Origin of the sequence: Streptomyces sp. NPDC058872 (genome assembly GCF_042743065.1) — a bacterium.
GTDB lineage: Bacteria > Actinomycetota > Actinomycetes > Streptomycetales > Streptomycetaceae > Streptomyces.
The window spans coordinates 1-22,507 of the sequence record NZ_JBHYMK010000005.1 but is presented as its reverse complement, the minus strand read 5'-3'; the positions used below and the strand labels follow the sequence as shown (position 1 = coordinate 22,507).

22 protein-coding genes are annotated in these 22,507 nt (G+C 72.7%); 5 read left to right on the top strand and 17 right to left on the bottom strand.

Going from position 1 to position 22,507, the window contains the following annotated elements; all coding sequences use genetic code 11:
* Nucleotides 1–53: 53 nt before the first annotated feature.
* The 4 genes from ACFW22_RS04275 to ACFW22_RS04260 all read right to left on the bottom strand — a co-directional run bounded on the left by ACFW22_RS04275 (nt 54) and on the right by ACFW22_RS04260 (nt 3,822).
* On the bottom strand, nt 54–833 hold the full coding sequence (locus ACFW22_RS04275; protein WP_386398676.1) for an alpha/beta fold hydrolase: 780 nt from the start codon (nt 831–833) through the stop codon (nt 54–56).
* Between the two features lie 206 nt (nt 834–1,039).
* Nucleotides 1,040–1,981: a hypothetical protein gene (locus ACFW22_RS04270; protein ID WP_386398674.1), complete on the bottom strand. Its 942-nt coding sequence runs from the start codon at nt 1,979–1,981 to the stop codon at nt 1,040–1,042.
* Nucleotides 1,982–2,281: 300 nt separating this feature from the next.
* Nucleotides 2,282–3,196, bottom strand: coding sequence for a PaaX family transcriptional regulator C-terminal domain-containing protein (locus ACFW22_RS04265; protein ID WP_386398672.1), 915 nt, complete (start codon nt 3,194–3,196; stop codon nt 2,282–2,284).
* Nucleotides 3,193–3,822: a GNAT family N-acetyltransferase gene (locus tag ACFW22_RS04260; protein ID WP_386398670.1), complete on the bottom strand. Its 630-nt coding sequence runs from the start codon at nt 3,820–3,822 to the stop codon at nt 3,193–3,195. The genes ACFW22_RS04265 and ACFW22_RS04260 overlap by 4 nt, the downstream gene beginning before the upstream one ends.
* Nucleotides 3,823–3,926: 104 nt before the next feature.
* On the opposite strand from ACFW22_RS04260, the gene ACFW22_RS04255 reads away from it, so the two are divergent.
* Nucleotides 3,927–5,000 (top strand): alpha/beta hydrolase family protein, encoded by a 1,074-nt coding sequence (locus tag ACFW22_RS04255; protein WP_386398668.1) that lies wholly within the window; start codon nt 3,927–3,929, stop codon nt 4,998–5,000.
* 51 nt (nt 5,001–5,051) lie between these two features.
* Here ACFW22_RS04255 and ACFW22_RS04250 read toward each other — a convergent pair whose 3' ends face one another.
* The 5 genes from ACFW22_RS04250 to ACFW22_RS04230 form a co-directional block, all read right to left on the bottom strand.
* Nucleotides 5,052–5,648 carry an SMI1/KNR4 family protein gene (locus ACFW22_RS04250; protein ID WP_386398665.1) on the bottom strand — a complete coding sequence of 199 codons (597 nt, stop codon included), beginning with the start codon at nt 5,646–5,648 and terminating at the stop codon, nt 5,052–5,054.
* A gap of 115 nt (nt 5,649–5,763) precedes the next feature.
* Nucleotides 5,764–6,222: an SCO4225 family membrane protein gene (locus tag ACFW22_RS04245; protein ID WP_386398661.1), complete on the bottom strand. Its 459-nt coding sequence runs from the start codon at nt 6,220–6,222 to the stop codon at nt 5,764–5,766.
* A gap of 281 nt (nt 6,223–6,503) precedes the next feature.
* Nucleotides 6,504–9,302: an AAA family ATPase gene (locus ACFW22_RS04240; protein WP_386399040.1), complete on the bottom strand. Its 2,799-nt coding sequence runs from the start codon at nt 9,300–9,302 to the stop codon at nt 6,504–6,506.
* A 239-nt stretch (nt 9,303–9,541) separates the two neighbouring features.
* Entirely contained in the window at nt 9,542–11,623 is a 2,082-nt protein-coding gene (locus ACFW22_RS04235; RefSeq protein ID WP_386398659.1) for a S8 family serine peptidase, read from the bottom strand.
* Between the two features lie 501 nt (nt 11,624–12,124).
* The gene (locus tag ACFW22_RS04230; protein WP_386398656.1) at nt 12,125–12,748 is read right to left on the bottom strand and encodes a TetR/AcrR family transcriptional regulator; all 624 of its coding nucleotides are present in this window, start codon (nt 12,746–12,748) and stop codon (nt 12,125–12,127) included.
* Between the two features lie 132 nt (nt 12,749–12,880).
* Between ACFW22_RS04230 and ACFW22_RS04225 the strand changes: the two genes are divergently transcribed.
* The 3 genes from ACFW22_RS04225 (at nt 12,881) to ACFW22_RS04215 (ending at nt 15,334) form a co-directional block, all read left to right on the top strand.
* On the top strand, nt 12,881–13,684 hold the full coding sequence (locus ACFW22_RS04225; RefSeq protein WP_386398653.1) for an alpha/beta fold hydrolase: 804 nt from the start codon (nt 12,881–12,883) through the stop codon (nt 13,682–13,684).
* On the top strand, nt 13,681–14,304 hold the full coding sequence (locus ACFW22_RS04220) for a dihydrofolate reductase family protein (protein WP_386398651.1): 624 nt from the start codon (nt 13,681–13,683) through the stop codon (nt 14,302–14,304). Before ACFW22_RS04225 ends, ACFW22_RS04220 begins: the two co-directional genes overlap by 4 nt.
* 163 nt (nt 14,305–14,467) lie before the next feature.
* Nucleotides 14,468–15,334 (top strand): sulfurtransferase, encoded by an 867-nt coding sequence (locus ACFW22_RS04215; RefSeq protein ID WP_386398649.1) that lies wholly within the window; start codon nt 14,468–14,470, stop codon nt 15,332–15,334.
* Between the two features lie 57 nt (nt 15,335–15,391).
* Here the strand turns inward: ACFW22_RS04215 and ACFW22_RS04210 are convergent, their stop codons facing one another.
* Both ACFW22_RS04210 and ACFW22_RS04205 read right to left on the bottom strand, forming a co-directional pair.
* Nucleotides 15,392–15,658, bottom strand: a complete 267-nt coding sequence (locus ACFW22_RS04210; protein ID WP_386398646.1) for a hypothetical protein — start codon at nt 15,656–15,658, stop codon at nt 15,392–15,394.
* 150 nt (nt 15,659–15,808) lie between these two features.
* Nucleotides 15,809–16,414, bottom strand: a complete 606-nt coding sequence (locus ACFW22_RS04205; protein WP_386398643.1) for a hypothetical protein — start codon at nt 16,412–16,414, stop codon at nt 15,809–15,811.
* Between the two features lie 305 nt (nt 16,415–16,719).
* On the opposite strand from ACFW22_RS04205, the gene ACFW22_RS04200 reads away from it, so the two are divergent.
* Nucleotides 16,720–17,289, top strand: coding sequence for a PH domain-containing protein (locus tag ACFW22_RS04200; protein ID WP_386398640.1), 570 nt, complete (start codon nt 16,720–16,722; stop codon nt 17,287–17,289).
* A gap of 23 nt (nt 17,290–17,312) precedes the next feature.
* Here ACFW22_RS04200 and ACFW22_RS04195 read toward each other — a convergent pair whose 3' ends face one another.
* The 6 genes from ACFW22_RS04195 to ACFW22_RS04170 form a co-directional block, all read right to left on the bottom strand.
* The gene (locus ACFW22_RS04195; RefSeq protein WP_386398637.1) at nt 17,313–18,206 is read right to left on the bottom strand and encodes an RNA polymerase sigma-70 factor; all 894 of its coding nucleotides are present in this window, start codon (nt 18,204–18,206) and stop codon (nt 17,313–17,315) included.
* Between the two features lie 72 nt (nt 18,207–18,278).
* Nucleotides 18,279–19,526, bottom strand: a complete 1,248-nt coding sequence (locus ACFW22_RS04190; protein WP_386398635.1) for an NAD(P)/FAD-dependent oxidoreductase — start codon at nt 19,524–19,526, stop codon at nt 18,279–18,281.
* A gap of 661 nt (nt 19,527–20,187) precedes the next feature.
* Nucleotides 20,188–20,844, bottom strand: a complete 657-nt coding sequence (locus ACFW22_RS04185; RefSeq protein WP_386398632.1) for a contact-dependent growth inhibition system immunity protein — start codon at nt 20,842–20,844, stop codon at nt 20,188–20,190.
* A gap of 13 nt (nt 20,845–20,857) precedes the next feature.
* Nucleotides 20,858–21,157 carry an RNase A-like domain-containing protein gene (locus ACFW22_RS04180; protein ID WP_386398629.1) on the bottom strand — a complete coding sequence of 100 codons (300 nt, stop codon included), beginning with the start codon at nt 21,155–21,157 and terminating at the stop codon, nt 20,858–20,860.
* Between the two features lie 47 nt (nt 21,158–21,204).
* Nucleotides 21,205–21,771, bottom strand: coding sequence for a hypothetical protein (locus ACFW22_RS04175; protein ID WP_386398626.1), 567 nt, complete (start codon nt 21,769–21,771; stop codon nt 21,205–21,207).
* A 137-nt stretch (nt 21,772–21,908) separates the two neighbouring features.
* Nucleotides 21,909–22,472 (bottom strand): hypothetical protein, encoded by a 564-nt coding sequence (locus tag ACFW22_RS04170; protein WP_386398623.1) that lies wholly within the window; start codon nt 22,470–22,472, stop codon nt 21,909–21,911.
* Nucleotides 22,473–22,507 lie beyond the last annotated feature (35 nt).

Here is a 22,507-nt window from a genome sequence, read left to right as displayed (position 1 = left end):
GCAGGCGGACCGGGCCCCACGTCACCACGTCAGCACGTCCGCTCCGGCCCGGGTCACGGGGACAGGAAGGCCGTGACGACACCGGTCAGCGCGGGGTGGGCCAGGACGTCGTAGTGGCTGGCGCCGGGAAGGACGGCCAGTCGGGCGCCCGAAGGGTCCGCCCCGTGGAAGCCGGCGTCCTTCAGGCCGCCGCCGAGCAGGGCGTAGAACTCCACCATGTGTGCGGGGCGGACGGCATCGGCATCGCCGAAGACGAGCAGGGCGGGCGCGGTGATGGTGGAGACCTCGGTGGTCCAGTCGTAGTCCTGGTGCTTCAACTCGGCCGTCTTGCCGACCAGTACGGTCCAGTCCTCGGGGCGGGGCGCGAGCCGGTCGTAGAGCCGGTGGACCGGCGAGTCCCGCAACACCTCGGCGGTCTCGGCGCTCATCCCGTCCATCGCGGCGATGACCTCGGAGTGCCAGCCGTCCCGCTTGCAGGGGGTGGAGACGACCACGAGCCGCCGCACCGCCCGCGGGTGCCGGACGGCGACCTGGAGCGCCACGTCCGCGCCCGTGGAGTAGCCCAGCAGATCGGCCCGTTCGACGCCGAGGTGCTTGAGCAGGGCGGCGATGTCGTCCGCCATCAGTTCCGGGCGCAGTGGCCGGTCGATGTCCGCCGTGCGTCCGTGCCCCTGCAGGTCCACCAGGATCACCCGGTGGGCCTCCGCGAGCCGCGGCACCAGCGGGGCGAACGTCTCTGCGGAGCCCAGGCCGCCGTGCAGGAGGACCAGCGGTTCACCGGAACCGTGCTCCTCGACGTACAGGGACAGGCCGTTGACCTCTGCGTAGCTCACTGTTCTCCCCTTCGTCGTGATCGTCTTCTTGTCACCGGGAGTGCAGACTCCGGCGGTGCCCGGAACTCATCGGGGGTTCCGCCGTCCCGAGCGCGATCGGGGTGTCCGCGGGTGCACCCGGTCTCGGGACGGGCGGTCCGGCAGCCGGTGGCGACGGGGACGGGAGGGACGCGGAACCCGTGGCGGCTGCCCGTCGGTCGCCGCCGTCACGAGAGGAGGGCGAGCACCAGTCGTCCCGGAAAGAGGTAGAAGGTGGCGGCCAGGCTCGCGGCGAAGAGCGGCAGCGCGACCGCCACGCCGAGCGGCAGCCACAGGACGGACCAGAACCCGAGGAGCTCGGCCCCGCCCCCGCGGCTCGGCAGGTACCAGACGCGCTGCTGCGGCAAGGGCTTCGCGGAGGGGTCGCTCGTCTTCCGGACCCGCTCGTACCGCCGCCCGGAGACGTCGGCGACGGCGTACACGTCCCGGCGGCCCGAGGAGGTCGCTTCCGAGCGGTCGAAGTCCGCGCGGGTCAGACGGCCCCGGCGGATCAGGCGCCACAGGCGGGGCCCCCACGAGGCGAGGTGGAAGCCCGACACCACGGCGATGGCCGGCGGCGCGTAGCCGGCGGCGAGGTAGAGGACCGCTCCCGTTCGGTCGCCCACGGCGAACAGCACGGCCGCGTACCCGATGAAGGCGGCGGCCAGTCCCGAGAGCGCCAGCTTGTCCGGGGCGATCCGGCCGCGCAGCGGCGGCGCCGGAGCCGCCGGGAGCCGAGCGGGGTGGCCGCTGGCGATCGGGAGGGAACCCTCGCGCAGGCGCACCGCGTCCGCCGCGCACACCGGGACGTTGCGCCGGGTCCCGGCGGGAGGCATCCAGGGGACTTCGGCGGTCGACGGTCCGTGTCGGGGGTCGAAGAAGCAGGGCGGGAGTCGTGCGGGCGGCGGTTCGCCCACCAGGCGGGACTCCAGACAGGCCATGGCGTGCCGACCGTCGTCCAGGTGCCGGAGGACGCCTTCGCGGTCGTTCCGGCGCAGGGCCCGGCAGGCCGCCTCGTACGCGTCGAGCGCGTGCGTCCAGTCCGTCACCGCGTCCGGCGGCGTTCCGGGGCTTCCCGGTGGGAAGGGGTGGGCGGCCAGCAGTTCGCCGAAGGCCATCACCTCGACCATGAGGACCGGATCCTGCCCCGTCCGCCGTTTCCCGAGGTGCCACACGGTCCCTCCCGTGGTCTCGTCGTGTGCCGTGGCCGTCTCCCCGGGCGGACGTGGCAGCTGCCGGTGCACGCCCGGGCACGGGTGACGTTCCCCATGGTCCCCGGGCCGCGGGAGGGACACCATGCCGTCGACCAGCAGAACGCCCCCGCCCTCGTTGCCGGCGGACGGTTTCCGTTCGGTCGGTCGGGACGTGCACCTGGAGAACGAGCCTGACGGTCCGTTGGTTCTGCCCGGTCGGTCCCTCGTCGAGGAGCATCAGGAGGGCGGCGCGGCGGGGGAGCTCGGAGCGAGGGCGTCGTCGTAGAGGCGGAACAGCCGGGGGCGGCCGGGTGCCCGGTCGTCCCGCTCGGCGAGGGCCTCCCAGCAGGCTGCCGCCAGGGCCCGGGCGCGGCTGCCGGGCCAGGGCCGGGGGAGCAGTTCGGGGGGCAGCAGGGGGTCGGGCGCCATGGCGGTGGTGAAGGCCGTCGCCAGTTCGATCGCGTACGTCAGGAGCTCGGTGTCCGTGGGGCGTTCCGGGCCGGACAGCCGGGCCAGGCGGTCCGTGGCCAGGGCGGCGAGGGCCTCGTGGCGGTTCGCGATCTGCCGGAGCGGCCAGAGCAGGGCGGCCAGCCGGTCCGGGGCGTCCTCGTCCCCGACCCGGAGGTCGCGGCTGGTGAGGCGGGTGAGGGAGGACCGGACGTCCAGGTGGCGGGCGTGTGCGTCGACGACGTCTCCGATGGCGTTGGCGCTGACGTAGAGCCCGCCCTGGAGGGGCGCGGCGCCGAGGTGGACCAGGGTGTCGCGCAGGGCGTCGCGGGCCTGCCTGGCGGTTTCGGGGATGGCGAAGGCGAAGAGGTGCCAGGTGCCGTCCCAGGGGGCGAGCCCCCGGTCCTGCCGGTAGGCGTGGCGCACGTACTCCACGTCCGGAGCGATGGCCCCGGTGGCGTCGGCGGTGGCGTGCAGACGTGCCTTGCGGCCCCGCCCCTCGTGGGTGAACCGCCCTTCCGCGACCAGCCGCTTGATGCAGAGCCGGACCTGCTGGTCGGTCATGCCGAGGGCCTCGGCGACGGCGTACAGCTCGCCCGCGTCGACGGCGCCGTCCTCGCGGACGAGGGCGAACACCAGGGTCCGGGTGCCGATTCCGGGCGCGGTGGGTTCCGGGCCGGTCGCCGCCGGGGTCTCGTCGGTCATCGTGGCTGCTCCTTCGTGCCGTCCGGACCCGCAGGGACCGCGCGATGCATCGTAGTCACGGCGCCGAAGCCCATCAGGCTCCGGAGGAACGGGGTCTGCTCGGTGTGCACGGCGGTGTAGCCGTGGCGCTCGTACAGGGCCCTGGCCCGCGGGTTGACGTCGATGACGTCCAGGCGGACCCGCGAGCACCCGTGTGCCGCGGCGATCTCGCCGATCTCGGCGAGCAGCAGGCCGCCGATGCCCGCACCCCGGTGGGCGGGGTGGACGGCGATGCCGTCCATGACGAGTTCCCCCGGCCCGGGAGTGCGTTCGAGCAGTGCCAGCACGGCGAGTCGTGGCAGGCCGCGGAGCGGCCCGTAGGCGGAGAGCACGTCGCGCACCCCGCCGCCGGTGAGGCCGCGACCGCCGAGCTGGTAGCCGGCCACGCCCGTGACGCGGCCGTCGTCGGGGTCGAGCGCGACGACGGCGCGGTCGTGGTGGAGGTGGCGGGCGATGAAGGCCCGGCCCCGTTCGGCCGGGCCGAGGGCGGCCCCGAGTTTGCGCCCGAAGGCCTCCCAGTACAGCTCGGCGACCTGTGCCTCGGCGCCCCGGGGCACGCCGTGTCCGATGACGGGTGCGGTGTCCATGGCTCCTCCGCTCCTTCTTCCTGTTGTCTCGCCCTTCATGAGTGAACATAGTACGGTCGTAATGGAAACGATCGTTTGTTGATTGATAGTTATTGGGGGGACGGATGGTGAAGGGAACACGGGGCGCCGCCCCGACGCGCCGCCGCCGGGCGCTGCGGGCCGTGCTCGCGACCCTGGCCGCACTGGCGGTCACGGCGACCGGTCTGATGGGCCTCGTGGTCTGGCAGCACACCTACGAGCTGCGGGAAGAAGCGGTCACCGTGCGGCACGGCGGCCGGACCCTGCACGGCGTGCTGGCCCTGCCCGAACGGGGGGAGGGGCCCTTCCCCCTCGTGGTCTTCGTCCACGGGGACGGCCCGGTCGACGCCACCCACGACACCTTCTACCGGCCGATCTGGGAGGCCTTCGCCCGGGCCGGATACGCCTCGCTGTCCTGGAACAAGCCGGGCGTGGCCGGGGCGCCGGGCGACTGGCTCGACCAGACCATGGACGACCGGGCCCGGGAGGCCGTCGACGCGATCGCCTGGGCGCGACGGCGACCGGAGGTCGACGGCGACCGGATCGGCCTGTGGGGCGCCAGCCAGGCCGGCTGGGTGTTGCCCAAGATCGCCGCCGAGGACGGCCGGATCCGTTTCGCCGTCGCCGTCTCCCCCGCCGTCAACTGGCACCGGCAGGGCCGCTACAACCTCCTCGCCGAACTGCGCCGCGACGGCGCCTCCCCGTCCGAGGTCGCCGCCGCCCTGAGCCGCCGCGAGACCGTACTGGAACTGCTCGGGCGGGGCGCCCCCTACGAGGAGTACGTACGGGCGGTCGGGGACCCGCAGGGCATGACGGCCGCCCGCTGGCGGTTCGTCTCCGAGAACCACACCGCCGACGCCGGCGCCGACCTGCCGGCCCTGCGCGGCGTCCCCGTCCTGCTGGTGCTCGCCGGGCACGACGTGAACGTGGACACCGCCGACACCGAGGCCGCCTACCGCCGTCTGCTCCCCGGACCGTCACTGCGCATCGCCCGGTACCCCGGTGCCACCCACGGCCTGGTCAAGCACGAGGTGGAGGCCTCGCCCCTGCGCCTGACCCTGACCGCGCTGTGCGCGCCGCGGGCCCTCTTCGCCGAGGGCTTCCTGGCCGACCAGCAGCACTTCCTGGCCACCCTGGACGCCGGAGGGGAGGACCGGTGACCACCGGACCCGCGGGGGCCGCACGGCGGGTCGACCCCCACGGGGCGCCCCCTACCCCTCCGGGAACCAGTCGCGGCCCTCAGCCCAGTGGGTCACCCAGCCCGTGAAACCGGGGGTGCCCGGCATCAGGGCGTCGGGCGACGGGGAGCCGAAGGGCACCGCGCCCTCACCGGCGATCTGCCAGACGTGACCGCGCTGCGGACCGGTGACGATCAAGTGCCAGTACATGCCGCAACCGTCGGTGCCCAGCAGCAGCGATCCGTGATCGAACACGGGGGCCGTCCGGGCCTCGAACTCCTCGGTCGACAGGGCCGTTTCGTCGTCGTCCTCTTCCTCTTCCCACAGCCATGCCGCCGTCAGCGGGAAGGGCTCGGCGAGCAGGCGCTCGGGACGTTGCGCGCCCCAGTCCGGGGGCGTCTGCGAGAGGGGCAGCAGACCGTAGTGGGGCGGCCCGGCGCGCAGCCCGTCGCAGATCTCCGCCACGAAGGTGCGGTACGGCTCCGGGAGCACGATGCGGTGCTCCGCCTCGAAGGACCGCACCGCCTCCCAGCCGGCCGGCGGCGCCGCCCCGGGGCAGGAGGCGAAGACCTCGCGGAGGGCAGCCAGTTCGGTGGGCTCGCATGTTTCCGTGTTCATGTCGCCCATCATGCGAGGTCCGCACGGGGCGGCGCCGTCCCCGACCATGAGCCCCCACGGCAGGCGGAGCCGAAGCGTGTGGCACGAGGCCGTGCCCGGGCAGGTCGGGGGCCCGCCCGGGAGCTGCCTAGGCTCCGGCGCGTCCGGCGGAGGCCGGGCGCCGCCGCACGAGGAAGCGCACGAAGGCCCAGATCGCGGCGGCGTTGACCAGGGCGCCGATCAGGACGGCGGCGTGGAAGCCGAGAACCGACCACGGCTCCGGCCCGAGGGCCGTGGTGGTGTCGGGGGTCCAGTCGGCCGGGAGCGGAGTGTTCTCGGGGGAGAGCTCCGCGGACAGCGGGGTGGGCGGCTGATCGCCGTAGTGGGGCACCACCTCGGGCGCCGGGCCTGCCGCGGCCTGCATCGCGGGGCCGAAGAGGCCCAGGAGCAGCAGGCTCACGGGTGCGGTGGCCAGCAGCGGCCAGATCCCGGCGAAGCCGGCGTCGCCGGTGCGCCCGAGCGCGTACGTCCAGAACTCCAGCGCCAGCACGAGGACCAGGTAGCCACCGGGCACCCACATCTCGGCCTTCGACCAGCGCCGTTCCATCGCGTTCCCCTTCCCGTTCTGCTCGTTGTGCGATCAGTTTCGAGGGGGCGGGGGTTCCGTCGCCTGAGCACGCCTACTCATCCCTGCCGGGCTCCCTACTCGGGCCGGGACGTGCAGGTGCACCGGTGCGGCGGTCGAATGCGAGGCCCCTCGGCTGAGGGGGCCGGACGGGCACGAAGCCCCGGCGTGCCGACCCGGGCCTCCGTCCGCGCTTCGTCCGGTGCGGACCCCCGCCGTCGCGAACCGTCCGACCGCTCACCTTGCCAAGGGGGAACGGTGCCTCAGGTACCCCTCGGGGTGGTCCGGCCCCCCACCGGGCCGCGGGCGTCGACGAGGCTTCCCGGAGGGGCGGGGAGCCGGGCGAAGAGGGAGCAGAGCTGGCTGCGTGAACGTACGCCGAGCTTCCGGTAGACGCGTGTGAGGGTGCCCTCCACCGTCTTTGCGCTGAGGAACAACCGGGATGCGGCCTCACGGTTGCTCGCACCGGCGCCGACCAGCACCGCGACCCGTGCCTCGGCATCGGTCAGCGCAGCGAGTCCGACGGTCGACCCGTCAGCGGCCGTGTCCCCGGGGGCTCTACGGCCACCTCCGTTCTCACAACGGAGCAGGGCGTGCTCCGCCTGCTCCACCCAAGGCCGGGCATCACAGGCCGCGAAGAGCGCGCGGGCCTCCTCGACGGCCCGCAGGGCAGCGGTGCGGCGCCGCCGTCGGTGCTCCAGGCCGCCGGCCAGCAGCAGACACTGCCCTTCCTCCAGCGGCTGCCCCAGCTCGGCGAAGTGGTCGCGGGCCGAATGCAACAGTGCGGTTGCCCGGTCGGGGGCGCGCTCGGCCCACGCCGTCAGGGCTTCGGCGCGCAGCAGCTGTCCCGCCACGGCTCCGCCCGAGCGGTCCTCGACCGAGAGCGCCCCCCGGGTCTCGGCGATCAACTCGGCGGCCTCGACGGTGCGGTGCAGCCGGGCCAGCCCCATCGCGAGATCGCCGTGCCAGCGCAGTACCAGCGGTGACGCCGGCCCGCATCGGCGCTCGCCCTCGCGCACCCTTTCCAAGACCCTCACCGCTTCGGCGGGTTCGCCCTGCCAGAGCAGGGCCTTGCCCAGGACGTGCAGGCAACGGCCGAGATGGATGCTGTCGTGTTCCTGCTCGGAGGCCCGCGCGCCCCGCTCGGCGAAGACGACGGCGCGGCCCAGGCTGCCGCCGGCCAGTTCGGCCACGGCCCGGGTGTACCAGGTCGGTCCGGGGCTGGTGCCGCACTCGCTGGCGATGCGCCCCGCGCGGTGCGCGTAGTGCAGGGCGTCCCGGCAGCGGCCCATGCGGGCACAGACCTCGGCCAGGCTGCGCAGGACCAGCACGAGTTCGTCGCCCTTGCCCCGCTCCACCTGACCGAGCATCCGCAGCAGTTGGGCGCGGGACTCGGCCAGCCGGTCGTCGAAGAACGCGAAGCGGGCGGTGTAGAAGCGGGGCGACAGCGGAAGCAGTCCGTCGGGTACCGGCGCGGCCGGGGCGAGGGCCCTGGCGAGGGTGCGGCCGGCTTCGGCAGGGCGGGCGGTCACCCGCAGGACGACGGCCTGCACGGTGAGCGCCAGTGCCTCGGTGCTGCGGTCGGCCACGGAGCGGGCGAGCACGGCGGCGAGCACGGCCTCGCTGCGGGAACCGGGCAGGTCCCCTGCGACGAGCAGGGACCATGCCAGCCGGATCCGCACCCGGGCCGTCAGCGCGGGGTCGCCCTCCGCGTCCTCCAGCGCTCCGGCCAGCACTTCGTCCATGCTGCTCAGGGCCTGGCTGGACAGGTCGGCGAGGGCGAGTCGTACGCGGACCCGGTGGCAGGGGAGCGCGTCCGCGGACAGCACCGTGTCGGCAGCTCGGTGCACGATTTCCGGTAGGGACTCGGCGGCGCCCAACTCGGCTGCCAAGACGCACCGTTCGAGGCGTTCGTCGCTGTCTTCGGCCGGTGTCCGGTCGGCGGCGAGTAGGAACAGCTCGGCCGCCAGCGTCCGGGCACCGTTGCTCAACGCGGCCTGTGCGGCGACGGCCAACGAGCGTCCCTGGGTTCGGTCCTGCGAGGCCAGCGCGCGGTGCCGAATGCGTCCGGCGGTCTGTGGCACCGCGGTGGCGAGGGCCCGATGGCTCGCGGCACGCTGCCCTGCGGTGGCCGCGTGCACGAGTGCGGCTGCGACGGCGGGCGGGGTGAAGCGGATGGTGGCGTCCTGGTGCACGAGCAGTCCGGCGGCGGCGGCCAGGGCGATGTCGCGCTCGGCCGTGTCGTGGCCCGCCCGTTCCAGCAGGTCGACGGTGGGAGCGGTGGCGAGGGCCGCGGTGAGCAGGGTGTCGCCGGCCCGTGCGGGCAGTTCCTCCAGACGCTCTGCGATCAGCGCCCGCAGCGCCGGCGGCAGCGGCACCGGGCGCAGGTCGCCGACCGGCCGTTCGGCGACCGCGGCAGCCAGGGAGAGCGCCAGGTACGGGTTGCCGCCGGCATCGGCGTGCACGGTGTTCGCGACGCGGTCGGGGAGGGCGAAGGGAGCGAGCAGGTCGCCGAGGTGCTCCGAGGTGAGCACGGGAACCGGGACTTCCACGGCCCCGGGCAGCGGCCGGGCGCCGGGCAGGGCGGTGCACGCGCAGGCGAGCCCGGCGGCACCGAGTCGGCGCACGGCGTAGGCGATGACGTCGGCGGATTCGGTGTCGAGGAAAGGGAGGTCGTCCACCAGCAGCAGGACCGGTCGCTCCTGGAGGCACCTGCTCAACAGGGTGTGGACCGCCAGTCGTGCGCCGTGCGGGTCGGGTCCCCGGCCGGTTCGGGAACACGTGCGCGCGAGGATCGCTTCGACGGCTGCGCGCTGGCCGTCCGGGAGGTCATCGGCACCCGACGGGTAGAGCTGTCGCAGTAGGTCGGCGGCAGCGGTCCAGGGGATCCACCGCTCGCCCTCCGTTCCCGCGACCCACAAGACGCGGTCGTCGGGCCCTCCGGTTTCACCGAGGGCACGGAGCACGGTGCTCTTGCCGATGCCCCTGGGGCCGGTGAGGAGCACCGGTCGGTCGGCCCGCAGGTGGGACCGGACGGTGTCGAGGAGGGCGTCCCTTCCGATCGGGGCGCGGGCGGGGTTCGCGGCCGGGATCGGGTGGGGGGCGGGCTGCCTGCTGATGTCCCCTCCAGTGCTGACGCGGTGACGGGGCCCGCACCCTAACCGTGGCCCGACAGCGTGTCCATGGTCCTGCCGAGCGGGGGGAGGCCCGTCCGGTGGTGGGGAGCCCCGGCGCTCCCCACCACCGGACGGGCCGGCTCACGGACGTCGTGTCCGCTGTGGCACGGACGGCGTCAGCGGTGTCACACGGTGGTCAGCGTGACGTCGTCCAGGACGAACGTGGTCGCCCAGATCCAGTCCTCGGCGTACGTGAAGCGCAGCGTGACGTCCTGCCCGGCGAATGCGGAGAGGTCCACCGTGTGCCTGAAGTATCCGTTCGCGCCGTACCCGTCCCTGTTGTCGAAGGTCTTCACGGTCTTCAGGACACTGGTGCCGTCCGCGTTGAGCACCTGCACCTTCAGGGTGTCCCAGGGGCCGTTGGACGACTCGGCGGTCTTGACCTGCAGCCAGAGGTCCAGGTTGTACAGGGCGCAGCCGGTGGGCAGCGACACCTTCTGGCTGATCGCGTCCGTGGCGGTCTCTCCCTTGCCGCCCATCACCGCATTGCCGCTGCCGGTGCGGGCGGGCCAGTCGGGGTGGGTGCCGATGACGCCGGCCGAGGCCGTCCAGGCAGAGGTGACGCTGCCGTTGCCCCCGCCGTCACCGGGCTTCTTCTTGGCACTGGTCCCGAACTGGGCCGGTGCGGCGCCTTCGAAGCCGGGGTCGGCCAGTAGCTGGCCGGCCTGGCACTGTGCGGTGGAGACGTACAGGTCGTAGGGGGCCGTGTGGGAGATGCCCGGACCCGAGGCGGTGACCGTGAGCGGGTGGAGCCCGCCGGGGGTCGAGGCGGAGGTGGTGATGGTCAGGGTCGTGCTGTCACCGGTGCTCACGGTGGTCGGGGCGAAGGTGGCCTGTGCACCTGCCGGGAGGCCCTCGACGGTGAACGACAGGGTCTGCGGGTCGCCCTTGACCAGGGTGGTGTCCACGGTCGTGGTGAGCGAGTCCGTGCCCTTGGCCGTGCCGCTGGACGACGACAGGCTCATCTTGAAGTCGTTCGGCAGGGCTGCCGTGCTGGCCCGCAGCAGCTGGTTCGGGGAGCCGGCGCCGGGACCGGTGACCACGCCGGCGGTGGAGTCGGCCAGCATCTCGTCGCGGATCTGCTCGGGCGTCCAGGTGGGGTGCACCGAGGCGATCAGGGCGGCGTTGCCCGCGACGTGCGGCGTGGCCATGGAGGTGCCGCTGATCGTGTTGGTGGCGCTGTCTCCGTCGTTCCAGGCCGAGGTGATGAAGGAACCGGGGGCGAAGAGGTCCAGGCAGGTGCCCCAGTTGGAGTACGACGCACGGGTGTCGTCGAAGGCCGTGGCGCCGACGGTGAGGGCGGCGGGGGTCCGTGCCGGGGAGAAGTTGCAGGCGTCGGCGTTGTCGTTGCCGCCGGCCACGGCATAGGTGATGCCCGCGGCGGAGGACGCGGCCACGGCGTCGTCGAGGCTCTGGGAGGCGCCGCCGCCGAGGCTCATGTTGGCCACCGCGGGCTTGACGGCATGGCTGGTGACCCAGTCCACGCCGGCGATGACGGTCTCGTCCGTTCCGCTGCCCTCGCAGTTGAGGACCTTGACGGCGACGAGCGACACGTCCTTCGCCACGCCGTGGGTCGCACCGCCGGTGGTGCCGGCGACGTGGGTCCCGTGGCCGTGGCAGTCGGCGTTGATGGAGTCACCACTGGTGTTGATGCCCCAGGTGGCTCGGCCGCCGAAGTCGTAGTGGGTGGTGCGGATGCCGGTGTCGATGATGTACGCATGCACGTTGGAGGCCGTGCCGTAGTACGTGAACGACTTGTCCAGCGGAAGGTTCGCCTGGTCGATGCGGTCCAGGCCCCACGACGGCGGGTTCGGCTGCACGTCGGAGACCCTGACGGTGTGGTTGGCCTCGACCCGCAGGACGTCCGCCTCCGCGGCCAGCGCGAGGGCGTTCTTCTCGCTCATGGTCACCGAGAAGCCGTTGAGGGCACTGCGGAAGACGCGCTTGACCTTGCCGCCGTGCTTCTTCGCCAGTCTCTCCGCGCCGCTGGTCGGGGCGACCCCGTTCTTGAGGGTGACGATGTAGCTGTCCTTGACGCGGCCGGTGTCGTTCGCGCCGACGATCTTCCCGGATCCTGCGCCCTGGGAGGGCCGCGCGGACGCGGGGGCGACTGACGCCAGGGACAACGACCCCGCGGCCAGGGCGGAGACCAGGAGCGTCCCCAGGGCGGCTCGGCGGATGCGTCTGCGGGGGCGCGGAGCCCGCACAGGATTTGAAGGTGACATGACATTATGCGGCATGGAGGGAGCCCTTGTTCTGTGAGTGCGGACGTGTGCCCCGCCCTCGGGGAGGGGAACCGGGTGTCATCGGCCGGGATCGGCCCGATGTCCTGCCCACCCCGGCTGGCAGCTCACTCTAGGAACCCCTCCGCCTGCTGTAAGCGGGGAAACCCCCTGTTCTCTTGCGCGGGGCGCGCCCCGGTGTGCTGCCGGGCCCCGACGAAGCGGCCGCAGGGGTCTCCGCCGGCGGGTCCCGAACGCCGGGTGGAGGCGCGCGGTTCAGCGGGCCTCGTCGGTCGGAGCCGGGGCTGAAGGGCGCACGGACGGTGAGGCCCGTCTGTCAACGAACGGGCCCCGAGTCGGCGACCCGGGGCCCGGCGTGGAACGGATGGGGGGAGTCGGACCCGTGCCGTGTCGACGGGGAACGGGGGGCGATCCCTGTGCCGTGCCGACGGGGAGGGGCAGCGGGACGGGCCGGGCCGGCACCTTTCACGGGGTGACCGGCGCGCGGTACGCGGCGAGGAAGGCGCGGACGCCGGCCGTTGCGTAGAGGTCGAGATCGGCTTCGGTGTGCTGGGCGCTGCCGTGGAACATCGCCTGGTTCACGGGGATCCACAGGAGGAGCCCCGCGAAGTGGTGTGCGGCCAGCACGGGATCGTCGGTGCGCAGTGCGCCCCGGTCGGCGAGCTGCCGGAAGGTGGCGGCCAGGGTGAGCAGGACCCGCTCGAAGCCCCGCTCGTACCAGGCGGCGCCGAGTGCGGGGAAGGCGTCGGCGTTGGCAATGATCAGTCGACGCAGCCGGATGACCTCGGGCTGGGTGAGCGTCGTCAGGAATTGGCGGGCGAGCCGGGTCAGGTTCTCGTCCAGGTCGTCGGTCGTGGCGGGGACGTCGGCCACCAGGTGGATCATGCCGTCGATGCGGTCGGTGGTCGCCAGGACGATCTCGGAGAAGAGCTTCTCCTTGTCCGCGAAGTGCTTGTAGACGGTCTGCTTGGAGACCGCGGCCAGTTTCGCGATGTCGTCCATGCTCGTTCCCGCGTACCCCTTGTCCAGGAACACGGCGGTCGCGGCGTCCAGGATCGCCTGGTGCTTGCGTGCCGAACGGCTGTCCATCTGCGTCTCCTCGTGCCCGGTGTCCCCCGCCCCCGAAGAGTACTGGACTGACCAGTACTCGTATGGGTACTGTACCGTCTAGTTCCGGAGTGGCGGTTCTTCCGACCGCACCGCATACCCAGGGGGTCTCACATGGACAGGGTCTTCTCGGCCGACGGCACCGCCATCGCCTTCGAGCAACGGGGCTCCGGCCCCGCGCTGGTGCTCGTCGGCGGCGCCTTCATGACGCGGCACGCCTCCGCGGAACTCGCCGACCTGCTGTCCGATCGCTTCACGGTGTTCACCTACGACCGCCGTGGCCGTGGCGACAGCGGCGACGGGCCGTCCTACGACGTGCGGCACGAGGTCGAGGACCTGGACGCGCTGATCGAGCGCGCGGGCGGCGAGGCCATGCTCTTCGGCATGTCCTCCGGCGCCGTGCTGGCTCTGGAGGCCGCGGCCCGGGGCAGCGCCGTGACCCGGCTCGCCCTGTACGAGCCGCCCTTCGTCACCGACGACAGCCGCCCGCCGCTGCCCGCCGACTACGTCGCCCACCTGGAAGGGCTCGTGGAGCGGGGCGCGCACGGCGATGCGGTGGCCTACTTCATGACCGCGGCCGTGGGCCTGCCGGCCGAGGCGGTCGCCGGCATGCGGCAGGCCCCCTTCTGGGCCGACCTGGAGGCCACCGCCGCCACGCTGCCCCACGATGGACGGATCATGGGCGAGACCATGTCCGGCCGTCCCCTTCCCGGCGACCGCTGGCGGACGGTGACGGTCCCCGTCCTCGTCGGCAGCGGTGACGCGGGCGCCCCGCACATGCTCACCGGAGCACGGGAACTCGCCGCGCTCGGAGGGAACTTCACCCTCCAGGTCTTCCCCGGTCAGGAGCACACCATCGCCCCGAAGGTCCTCGCCCCCGCCCTGGCGGCCTTCCTCACCGCCGAGGAGCAGGCATGAGCAAGGTCTTCGCCAGTCTGGGCATGTCCCTCGACGGCTTCATCGCCGGCCCCGGCGCCCGACCCGGAAACCCGCTCGGCGACGGCGGAACCCGCATCCACGAATGGGTCTACGACGTCGAGACCTGGCGGGCCCGGCAGAACGTCGAGGGCGGGCGGGCCGAGCAGGACGACGACGTCGTCCGGGAGAACTTCGACCGCTCCGGCGCCTACGTCATGGGGCGCCGCATGTTCGCCGAGGGGGAGGTCGGCTGGCCCGACCCACCGCCCTTCCGCGCCCCCGTCTTCGTCCTCACCCACACGCCCCGCGAACCGTGGGTCCGACAGGGCGGCACCACCTTCGCCTTCGTCACCGACGGCATCCACAGCGCCCTCGACCAGGCCCGGAAGGCCGCCGCGGGCAAGGACGTCCAGATCTCCGGCGGAGCCGAGACCGTACGACAGTTCATCGAGGCCGGACTCCTGGACGAACTCCAGATCCACCTGGCGCCCCTCGTCCTCGGTGCGGGCGTCCGCCTCTTCGACGGCGTCTCGCCGGCCCTCGGCCTCGAACCCGCACGGGTGGTCGCCTCTCCCCGGGTCACCCACCTCACCTATCTGCTCACCGCCCCCCGCGCCTAAGGACCGGGTCCGGGTCCGGGCCGGGTCCGGGCCGCGCCCGGCCGGCCGGCCGTGCGGCCGGCGGGAACACCGGGGAGGATGGGGCAGTCGATCTCGAACGCACGGCGGGCTGCTCCTCCGGCACCACCCGGCGGCGGCCCGCCGATTCTTCCGGAGGTACCCCATGGGTGCGACGGCACTCCCCACCACTGCTGCCGCCGGACTGCCCGGCCCACTCGTCAGCACCGATTGGCTGGCCGCACGGCAGGGGACGGGCACGGTGCTCTTCGACGCCTCCGTCGGCGCCCACCGGGGCGCGGCCCGGCGCATCCCCGGGGCCCGGCCCTTCGACCTCGACGGTGAACTGTCCGATCACACCTCCGCCGTGCCGCACACCCTGCCCGGCGCCCAGCCGTTCACCGAGGCCATGCGCGCGCTCGGCGTGCACGACACCGACACGGTCGTCGTCTACGACGCGCAGGGCATCTACTCCAGCGCCCGCGCCTGGTGGATGCTGCGCACCATGGGCTTCGACCGGGTCGCCGTCCTCGACGGCGGCCTGCCCGCCTGGACCGCGGCCGACCATCCGGTCGAGCCCGTGCCCGCCGCGTACGACGGCCCGCGCGGCAGCTTCACCGCCCGGCCACGACCCGGTCTGGTCGTGGACGCCGCCGCCGTCTCCGCCGCCCTCGCCGACCCGGCCGCCGCCGTCCTCGACGCCCGCACCCGCGAGCGGTACGCCGGCACCGCGCCCGAGCCGCGCCCGGGCCTGCGCGGCGGCCACATGCCGGGTTCCGCCAGCCTGCCCTTCGGGGAGCTCCAGCGGGACGGTGGGCTGATGCGGCCGGCGGACGAGCTGCGCACCGCGTTCGAGGCCGCGGCGGGCAAGCGCGAGCAGCTGTACTTCAGTTGCGGCTCCGGGGTCACCGCCTGCGTCCTCGCGCTCGGGGCCACCCTCGCCGGCTACCGCGACCTCGCCGTGTACGACGGCTCGTGGAGCGAGTGGGGCCTGCCCTCCGGCCGGCCCGTGGCCACCGGAGGAGCGGCCTGAGCGAGCGGCGCACCGCGACCGGCCGAGCCCGCGCAGCAGGACGACGGGCGGCCGTCCTCACCCCGCGACTGCCCACCGGGCGGCCGCGACCACACCCAGGAGGAGCGGCGCGGCACGCCACCACGAGCCCAGGGCGCGACGGGCCGACGGAAGCGAAGCGATCAGCAGGGCGAGTCCGCTCGCGGCGAGGGCGAGGGCGAGGGCACAGGACAGCTCGATCCCGGCCCGCGCCCCGTCGTCCCAGCCGCCCGCGGGCCGGAGGGTGAGGGCCAGGTACACCCACCATGCGGCGATCGCGTGGAGGAGCACCAGCGGGACCGCCATGGCCCGTCGCAGGCACCCTTCGTCGCCGGCCGTACCATCGGCCCTGGCACCGCTCCGGCATCGTCTGCTTCGACATCGCCTGTTCCGGCGGAACGGGTCATCGCGGGGCATCCCCTCGAAGCGCTTGTCAGCAGCTGCGCCGGTACGGGATCAGCAGTCGGAGAAGTTCCAGAACATGCCGACCTCGGTGTCCGAGACGACGACGAGGCCGCAGTCCTCGGTGAAGACGCTCAGTGGGCTGTAGCCCCAGCCCGGGGTCGTGAAGTCGAGTGTGCCGGGTACGGCGCCGGGCCGGTCGACGTTGGTGTAGTGGGCGGCAGCGTCCCCGTATCGCGCGAGGACCGTGCGCGCCATGACCCGCAGTTCCTCCTCGGTCTCCTCGAAGCGCTTCAGGTTGGACAGGGTGCAGCGGTCGTCGGTGAGGGCCAGGAGCAGGTTCTCGGCGCTGTCCCGGTCGATCTCGCGCAAGCGCGTTCTGATGTGGTCCGGGGGGTGGGCGATGAAGGGGTGCGTGGGGGACGCCGCGCGCTCCGGGTCCTGTGCCGCGTCGTCGAGACCGGCCCAGCCCCGGGGGTCCGGGACCCTGGCCATCAGCGCGAGGACGTCGAGGACCCAGTCCTCGTGTCGACGCGCGCCGGTGGCGTCGTAGGAGGACGCGTCTTCGTACAGGTGGCGTACCGCGGTTTCCCAGGACGCCCGGTCGACGGTCATGTCGCTCTGTCCTTCCTCGACGGGGCCCCGGAACATGGGGGCCATCGACATCATGACGGTGAACGACGGTCTGCGACCGCGGTCGCAGCGCAGCCGCGCACCGATGCCGGTTGAGCGGCGGCCGGCGAAGCTGCGCCCAGACGGACCGGCGGCGTCGAACCGCTCACGGGCGGGGGACGCCCCCTCAGACCTGACGGCCGCTGTGGACTTCGGTGGGGCGGACTGGTTTCCTCATCATCCGGGGTCAGGCGCCGGGGGGTGTCCTGTGGCCGTGCCGTGCCAAGGGCCCTCCCCGTCGTCGCTCGGGCGCCACCGATGTGCCCGAGCGGTACGGGGGGAACGGGAGACACATGGAATACGGCCCTGTGACGGGCGGTCGGGTACTCCGCCGCCGGTCCTTCCGGGTGCTTGCGCTGCTCCTCCTCGCGCTGGTGGGGGGTGGGACCGCCTTGGCCCTCCACGACGCGCTGTTGCGGGACGACCCGGACGGTTGGATCGCTGCGGCGCTGATGCTCGTCTCCGGTTCGTGCTGCTACCGCGTCGTGCGCTCCCGGGTGCACCTCGGCGAGAACTCCCTCACCGTGGTCAATCCGCTGTTCAGCTACGAGGTTCCCTACGGGGCGATCCGGAAGGTCGAGGTCGATTCGTCCGGGAGTCTGACCGTGCTCCCCAAGGAGACCGTGGCGGACGCCGAGGACGACGGATACCTCGCCGTCGGATTCGCCGGCTCGCTGCTCGACAGGGTCTTCAAGAGTTCGGACAAGGCGGCCGTGGAGCTCAGGAAGCACCACAAGCGGCGACGCCGTGCGCCGGGGGCGAACGGCCCGGTACGACGCCGGCTGGTCGCCGATGCGGTGGCGGAGGCGCTGCTGCTGTCAGCGGCCGTCTGCGCAGCATGCGCCGTGGTCCTGCGCTGGTGATGACGGCGCGGGGGTGTGGGTTCCTAGCGGGTGAGTGGGGTTTCGGAGGTGAGGTGGGTGAGCTTTTCGGGGTTGCGGACGAAGTAGAGGCCGGCGATGCGGGTGTTCTCGACTCGTAGGGCCATGACGCCGTCGAGCGTGCCGTCCACGTAGGCGGCGAGTGCGGGGCTGCCGTTGACGATGGTGGGTTCCCAGGTGACGGTGGCCTGGAGCTTGGCGGTGCCGCCCAGGTAGAAGCGGACGATCTTCTCGGCGCCCACGATCGGGCGCAGGGCCGCCTTCTTGAGACCGCCGCCGTCGCTGAGCAGCACGACGTCGGGGGCGAGGACGTCGAGGAGGGCCTGGGGGTTGCCGGTCTCGACGGCGTGCCGGAACGACTCCAGGGCGGTCTGGGCCTGGCTGCGGGATGCCGTGGTGCGGGGGCGGCGGGCGCCGACGTGCTTGCGGGCGCGGTGGGCGATCTGGCGGACCGCGTCGGGGGTCTTGTCGACGGCCTCGGCGATCTCGTCGTAGCCGACTTCGAAGACCTCGCGCAGGACGAACACCGCCCGTTCGGTGGGGGAGAGGCTCTCCAGGACGAGCATCATCGCCATCGACATGCTCTCGGCGAGCTCGACGTCCTCGGCCACGTCCGGTGCGGTGACCAGCGGCTCGGGCAGCCACGGGCCGACGTATGCCTCGCGGCGGCGCTTGAGGGTGCGCAGCCGGTTGAGCGCCTGCCGGGTCGTGATCCGCACCAGATAGGCCCGTTGGTCGCTCACCCGTCCGAGGTCGACCCTGACCCAGCGCAGCCAGGTCTCCTGCAGCACGTCCTCGGCGTCCGCTGCCGAGCCGAGCATCTCGTAGGCGACGGTGAACAGCAGGTTGCGATGGGTGATGAACACGTCGGTCGCCGGGTCGGTGGTGTCCTCGGTCATCTCAGGGCCTCGTTTCTGGCGGGGGCGGCGGGGCGACAGGAGGGGCAGGGGCAGCAGGGGCGGCAGGGTGGTTCAGCCGCGGGCGGCCCCTCCGCTTCCGACCGGGCGGGTCGCCGTCCCGCCGTTCGGTTCCGGCGTGTCGGTCAGGCGTCGCCTCCGGGTGGGGAGGCCGAAGGTGGGGTGGGAGGTGGTCCACAGCGACATGCTGAGGATGCCGGCCTTGATCCGTGCGGCTTTCCGACCGCCCAGGTACTTCGGCTTCGCCCGCGCTTCGTGGTCGACCATCTGCAAGATCCCGTCGTGCCGCCCGAGACTGATGTGGTTCCCGACGTACTCCAGCCCGGTCTGCTTGACCGTGCGCCCGGTCAGACGGGCCACGATCGCGTTCGTGGCCTGCCGGCCGGTGTAGCCGGCCGAAGCGCAGGACATCGGCAGCACAAGGCCGTTGTCGCCGATGACGTGGGCGCTGTCGCCGACGGCGTAGACGTTCGGGTGCGAGACCGAGCGCATGGTGCGGTCGACGACGATCCGGCCGTCGCCGGTGACGTCGAGGCCGGCGGCGGCGGCGATCGGGGCGACGGCGAAGCCGGCCGTCCACACGGTCGCGTCGGAGGGCAGGTCGGTGCCGTCCGCGCAGAGCAGCCGCGTCGCTTCGACGGCTTCGACACGGGTGTGCTCCAGGATGGTGATGCCCAGCCGGTCGCAGGTCAGGCGCAGGTGGTCGCGGGCTCCGTCGGAGAGCGGGGCGCCCAATGCGCCGCGGGCGATCAGGGTCACCGACAGGCCGGGCCGGGACTCGGCGATCTCGGTGGCCGTCTCGATCCCGGTGAGCCCGTCGCCGACCACCCGCACGTTTCCGCCCCGCCCGCGCGCGTCCAGAGCGTTCAGGCGCTCGCGCAGCCGCAGCGCGGAGGGCCGGCCGGCGACGTCGAAGGCGTGCTCGGCGACCCCGGGGACACCGTGGTCGGCGCCATGGCTGCCGAGCGCGTAGACGAGCGTGTCGTACCCGACCTCACCGCCGCCGTCGGTGCCGGCCACGGAGGCGACACGGCGTGCGGGATCGACGGCGGTCACCCGCGCCAGGCGGAGCCGGATCCCGGTTCCCGCGAAGACGTCGGCGAGCTGCGGGGCCTCGATCTGCTGGCCGGCCGCGAGCTGGTGCAGCCGCAGCCGCTGGACGAACTCCGGCTCGGCGTTGACCACGGTGATCTGGACACCCACCGGCGCCAGGCGTCGCGCCAGGGTCCCGGCGACGTAGGCCCCGGCGTAACCGGCGCCGAGGACGACGACGCGGTGCTTCGTGCAGTTCTTGTCGGACATGGCTTCCTCCTCCGTCTCCATGCGTTCGCCCACGAGACACCGCACCATCGCCCCCTGTGACAGGAAGTGGTCCGGATCACCTTCCCGAGGGGCCTGGTGAGGGGCGGAAGCCGGGGGAGAGCGGCTCCAGCCGACCGGGCCCGACCGGCTCGGGGCCGTCGATCGGCTTTCGCGCCGGGGGCCGTTCCGCACGGAGGGGGCCGCTGCCCGGCCCTGGCGAACGTGCCGGGGCTGGATCCTCCCCCTGAGGTGGGCCGGTCGACCCGTCTTCTTCGCGGAGTGGGTCGAGCGGGGCATGACCATGACCCCGTGGTGAATCGACGGAACCGAGCGGGGCGACGTCGACGGTCCGGTTTTGACCCGACGTCGCGGCAGGTGCCGTACGGCACGCGAGCGGCCCGGAGGAGTCTGGGCAAGGGAGAAGGCCCAGGTCGCTGACCTGGGGCTTCGCAGAAGAGCGGATGACGGGAATCGAACCCGCGCCATGGGCTTGGGAAGCTGCCGACGTTTGGGCTTCTGCATGCCGTCTGAGCTGCGATGACGTCCATGGAGACCGCGTGTGGGTCCACTCGGCGAAGCCTTTGGTGACCGCTGTTCACCGCCCCTACTGGCACGTTGTGGCACGGGCTCCCACAGCCGGCCGCCGATCACGAGAGCCGGATCAGTCGGAGGCCAGCGTTGTCGCCAGCGACTGGAACCAGGCGCCGTGGGAGAAGGGTTCGGGCGGGCCGACTTCCATGCCGAGTTCGGCGGCGGCCAGGGCGTAGTCGCCCTCGTCCAGGGGGAGGGCGAGCAGTTCGTGGAGTTCGCCGACGAGGCGGGCGACGAGTTGGGGGTGGGTGGTGGTGGCGTAGTCGGCGAGGGCGGTTTCGTGGTCGGGGAACTCGTCGACGATGTCCTGGGAGAACCAGCCGCCGAGCAGTTGCGCGGTCTCGGGGAAGCGGGCGTGCCATTCCCAGTGGGTCTGTGGGGACGTGGGCTCGGGGACGTCGCCTTCCTCGATGCTCTTCTTCAGGTGGTCGGCCAGGATCGTCAGCCAGTCGCCGATCTCGGCCTGGGGCATCCCGGTGTCGGGGATCGCGTAGAACTCGCCCAGTTCCTGTCGGAGGCGGCCCGGAGGGTTGCGGCTGTACTCGCGCAGCTGGCGTTCTGCCTCGGCGATGGCCGGGGGGCGGGTGTGCCAGGTGTGGCGGAGGTACGCCTCCAACGCGCGGCTGCGGTGCTCCGGGGTGTCGTCGGCGGGCTGTCCCAGGTAGGCGCGCATCACCTGGTCGAGTTCGCCGTACCGGCGGTCGTGTTCGAGGGGCTTCATGGGCATGTGGGTGCGGCCCCTACAGGTAGAACGGGATGGTGGTGTGGACGACGAAGCCGTGTGGGCTCGTCGGCTCGCGGCGCAGCACGACGCGCGCCGCGCGGACGTCGACGGGCCCGCGGCCGGCCAGCAGCTCGGCTTCTAGCTGGACCCGTCCCACGGGCTCTTCGCGGGAGGGCCAGGCGGCCTCGATGGTGAGGCGGGCCCGGGTGTTCTGGGCGAGCCAGCGGTGGATGACCTGCTCGTTGGCGTTCACCACCTGCTGGGTGGCCCAGTGGGCGGTCTCCCGGTCGGGATAGGAAGCGGAACGGGTCAGCACGGGGGCATCCGCTCAAAGCGGCCGTCAGGAACTGCGCCGGTACGGGATCAGTAGTCGGCGAAGGTCCAGAACATGCCGACCTCGGTGTCCGAGACGATGACGAGGCCGCAGTCCTCGGTGAAAACGCTCAGTGGGTTGTAGCCCAGGCTCTCCAGGGTGAAGTCGAGTGTGCCGGGTGCGCTGCCCCGCTTGTTGACGTTGGTGTGGTGGGTGGCCTCGTCGCCGTAGCGTGCGAGGACCGTGCGTGCCATCTCCCTTAGTTCTTCGGGGGTTTCGTCGAAGTAGCGGAGGTTGGCCAGGGTGCAGCCCTCCTCGGTGAGGGCGAGGAGCAGGTTCTCGGCGCTGTCCCGGTCGATCTCCTTGAGGCGTGGCGCGATGTACTCCGGGGGGTGGACGGCGAAGGGGTACGTGGGGTTTCCCAGGCGTTCCGGGTCCTTCTCCGGGACGTCGACGCGGGTCCAGCCGCGGGGGTCCGGTACGGCCCGGGCCATCAGCGCGAGGACGTCGAGGACCCAGTCCTCGTGGAGGCGCGGGCCCGTGGCGATGTACCCGTACGCGTCCCTGTACAGGTGGCGTACGGCGGCGTCCCAGGACGTCTGGTCGACGGACGGCATGTGGTGCGGGCCTTTCTGGAGATTTCACGGGCTAGGACTTGCAGGGCATCGAGGTCATGACCGTGAAGGGCGGGTTACGGCTGCTGTCGTACCTGATGCGGGTCTCGATTGCCCGGAGCGAACCTTCTGCAAGCCTTTCAGTCGGCGAAGGTCCAGAACATGCCGACCTCGGTGTCCGAGACGACGACGAGGCCACAGTCCTCCATGAGGACCCCGAGCGGGCTGTAGCCCAGGCTCTCCAGGGTGAAGTCGAGTGTGCCGGGTGCGCTGCCTTGCTTGCTGACGTTGGTGTGATGGGTGGCCTCGTCGCCGTAGCGTGCGAGGACCGTGCGTGCCATCTCCCTTAGTTCTTCGGGGGTTTCGTCGAAGTAGCGGAGGTTGGCCAGGGTGCAGCCGGTTTCGGTGAGGGCGAGGAGCAGGTTCTCGGCGCTGTCCCGGTCGATCTCCTTGAGGCGTGGCGCGATGTACTCCGGGGGGTGGACGGCGAAGGGGTACGTGGGGTTTCCCAGGCGTTCCGGGTCCTTCTCCGGGACGTCGACGCGGGTCCAGCCGCGGGGGTCCGGTACGGCCCGGGCCATCAGCGCGAGGACGTCGAGGACCCAGTCCTCGTGGAGGCGCGGGCCCGTGGCGATGTACGCGACCGCGTCCCTGTACAGGTGGCGTACGGCGGCGTCCCAGGACGTCTGGTCGACGGACGGCATGTGGTGCGGGCCTTTCTGGAGATTTCACGGGCTAG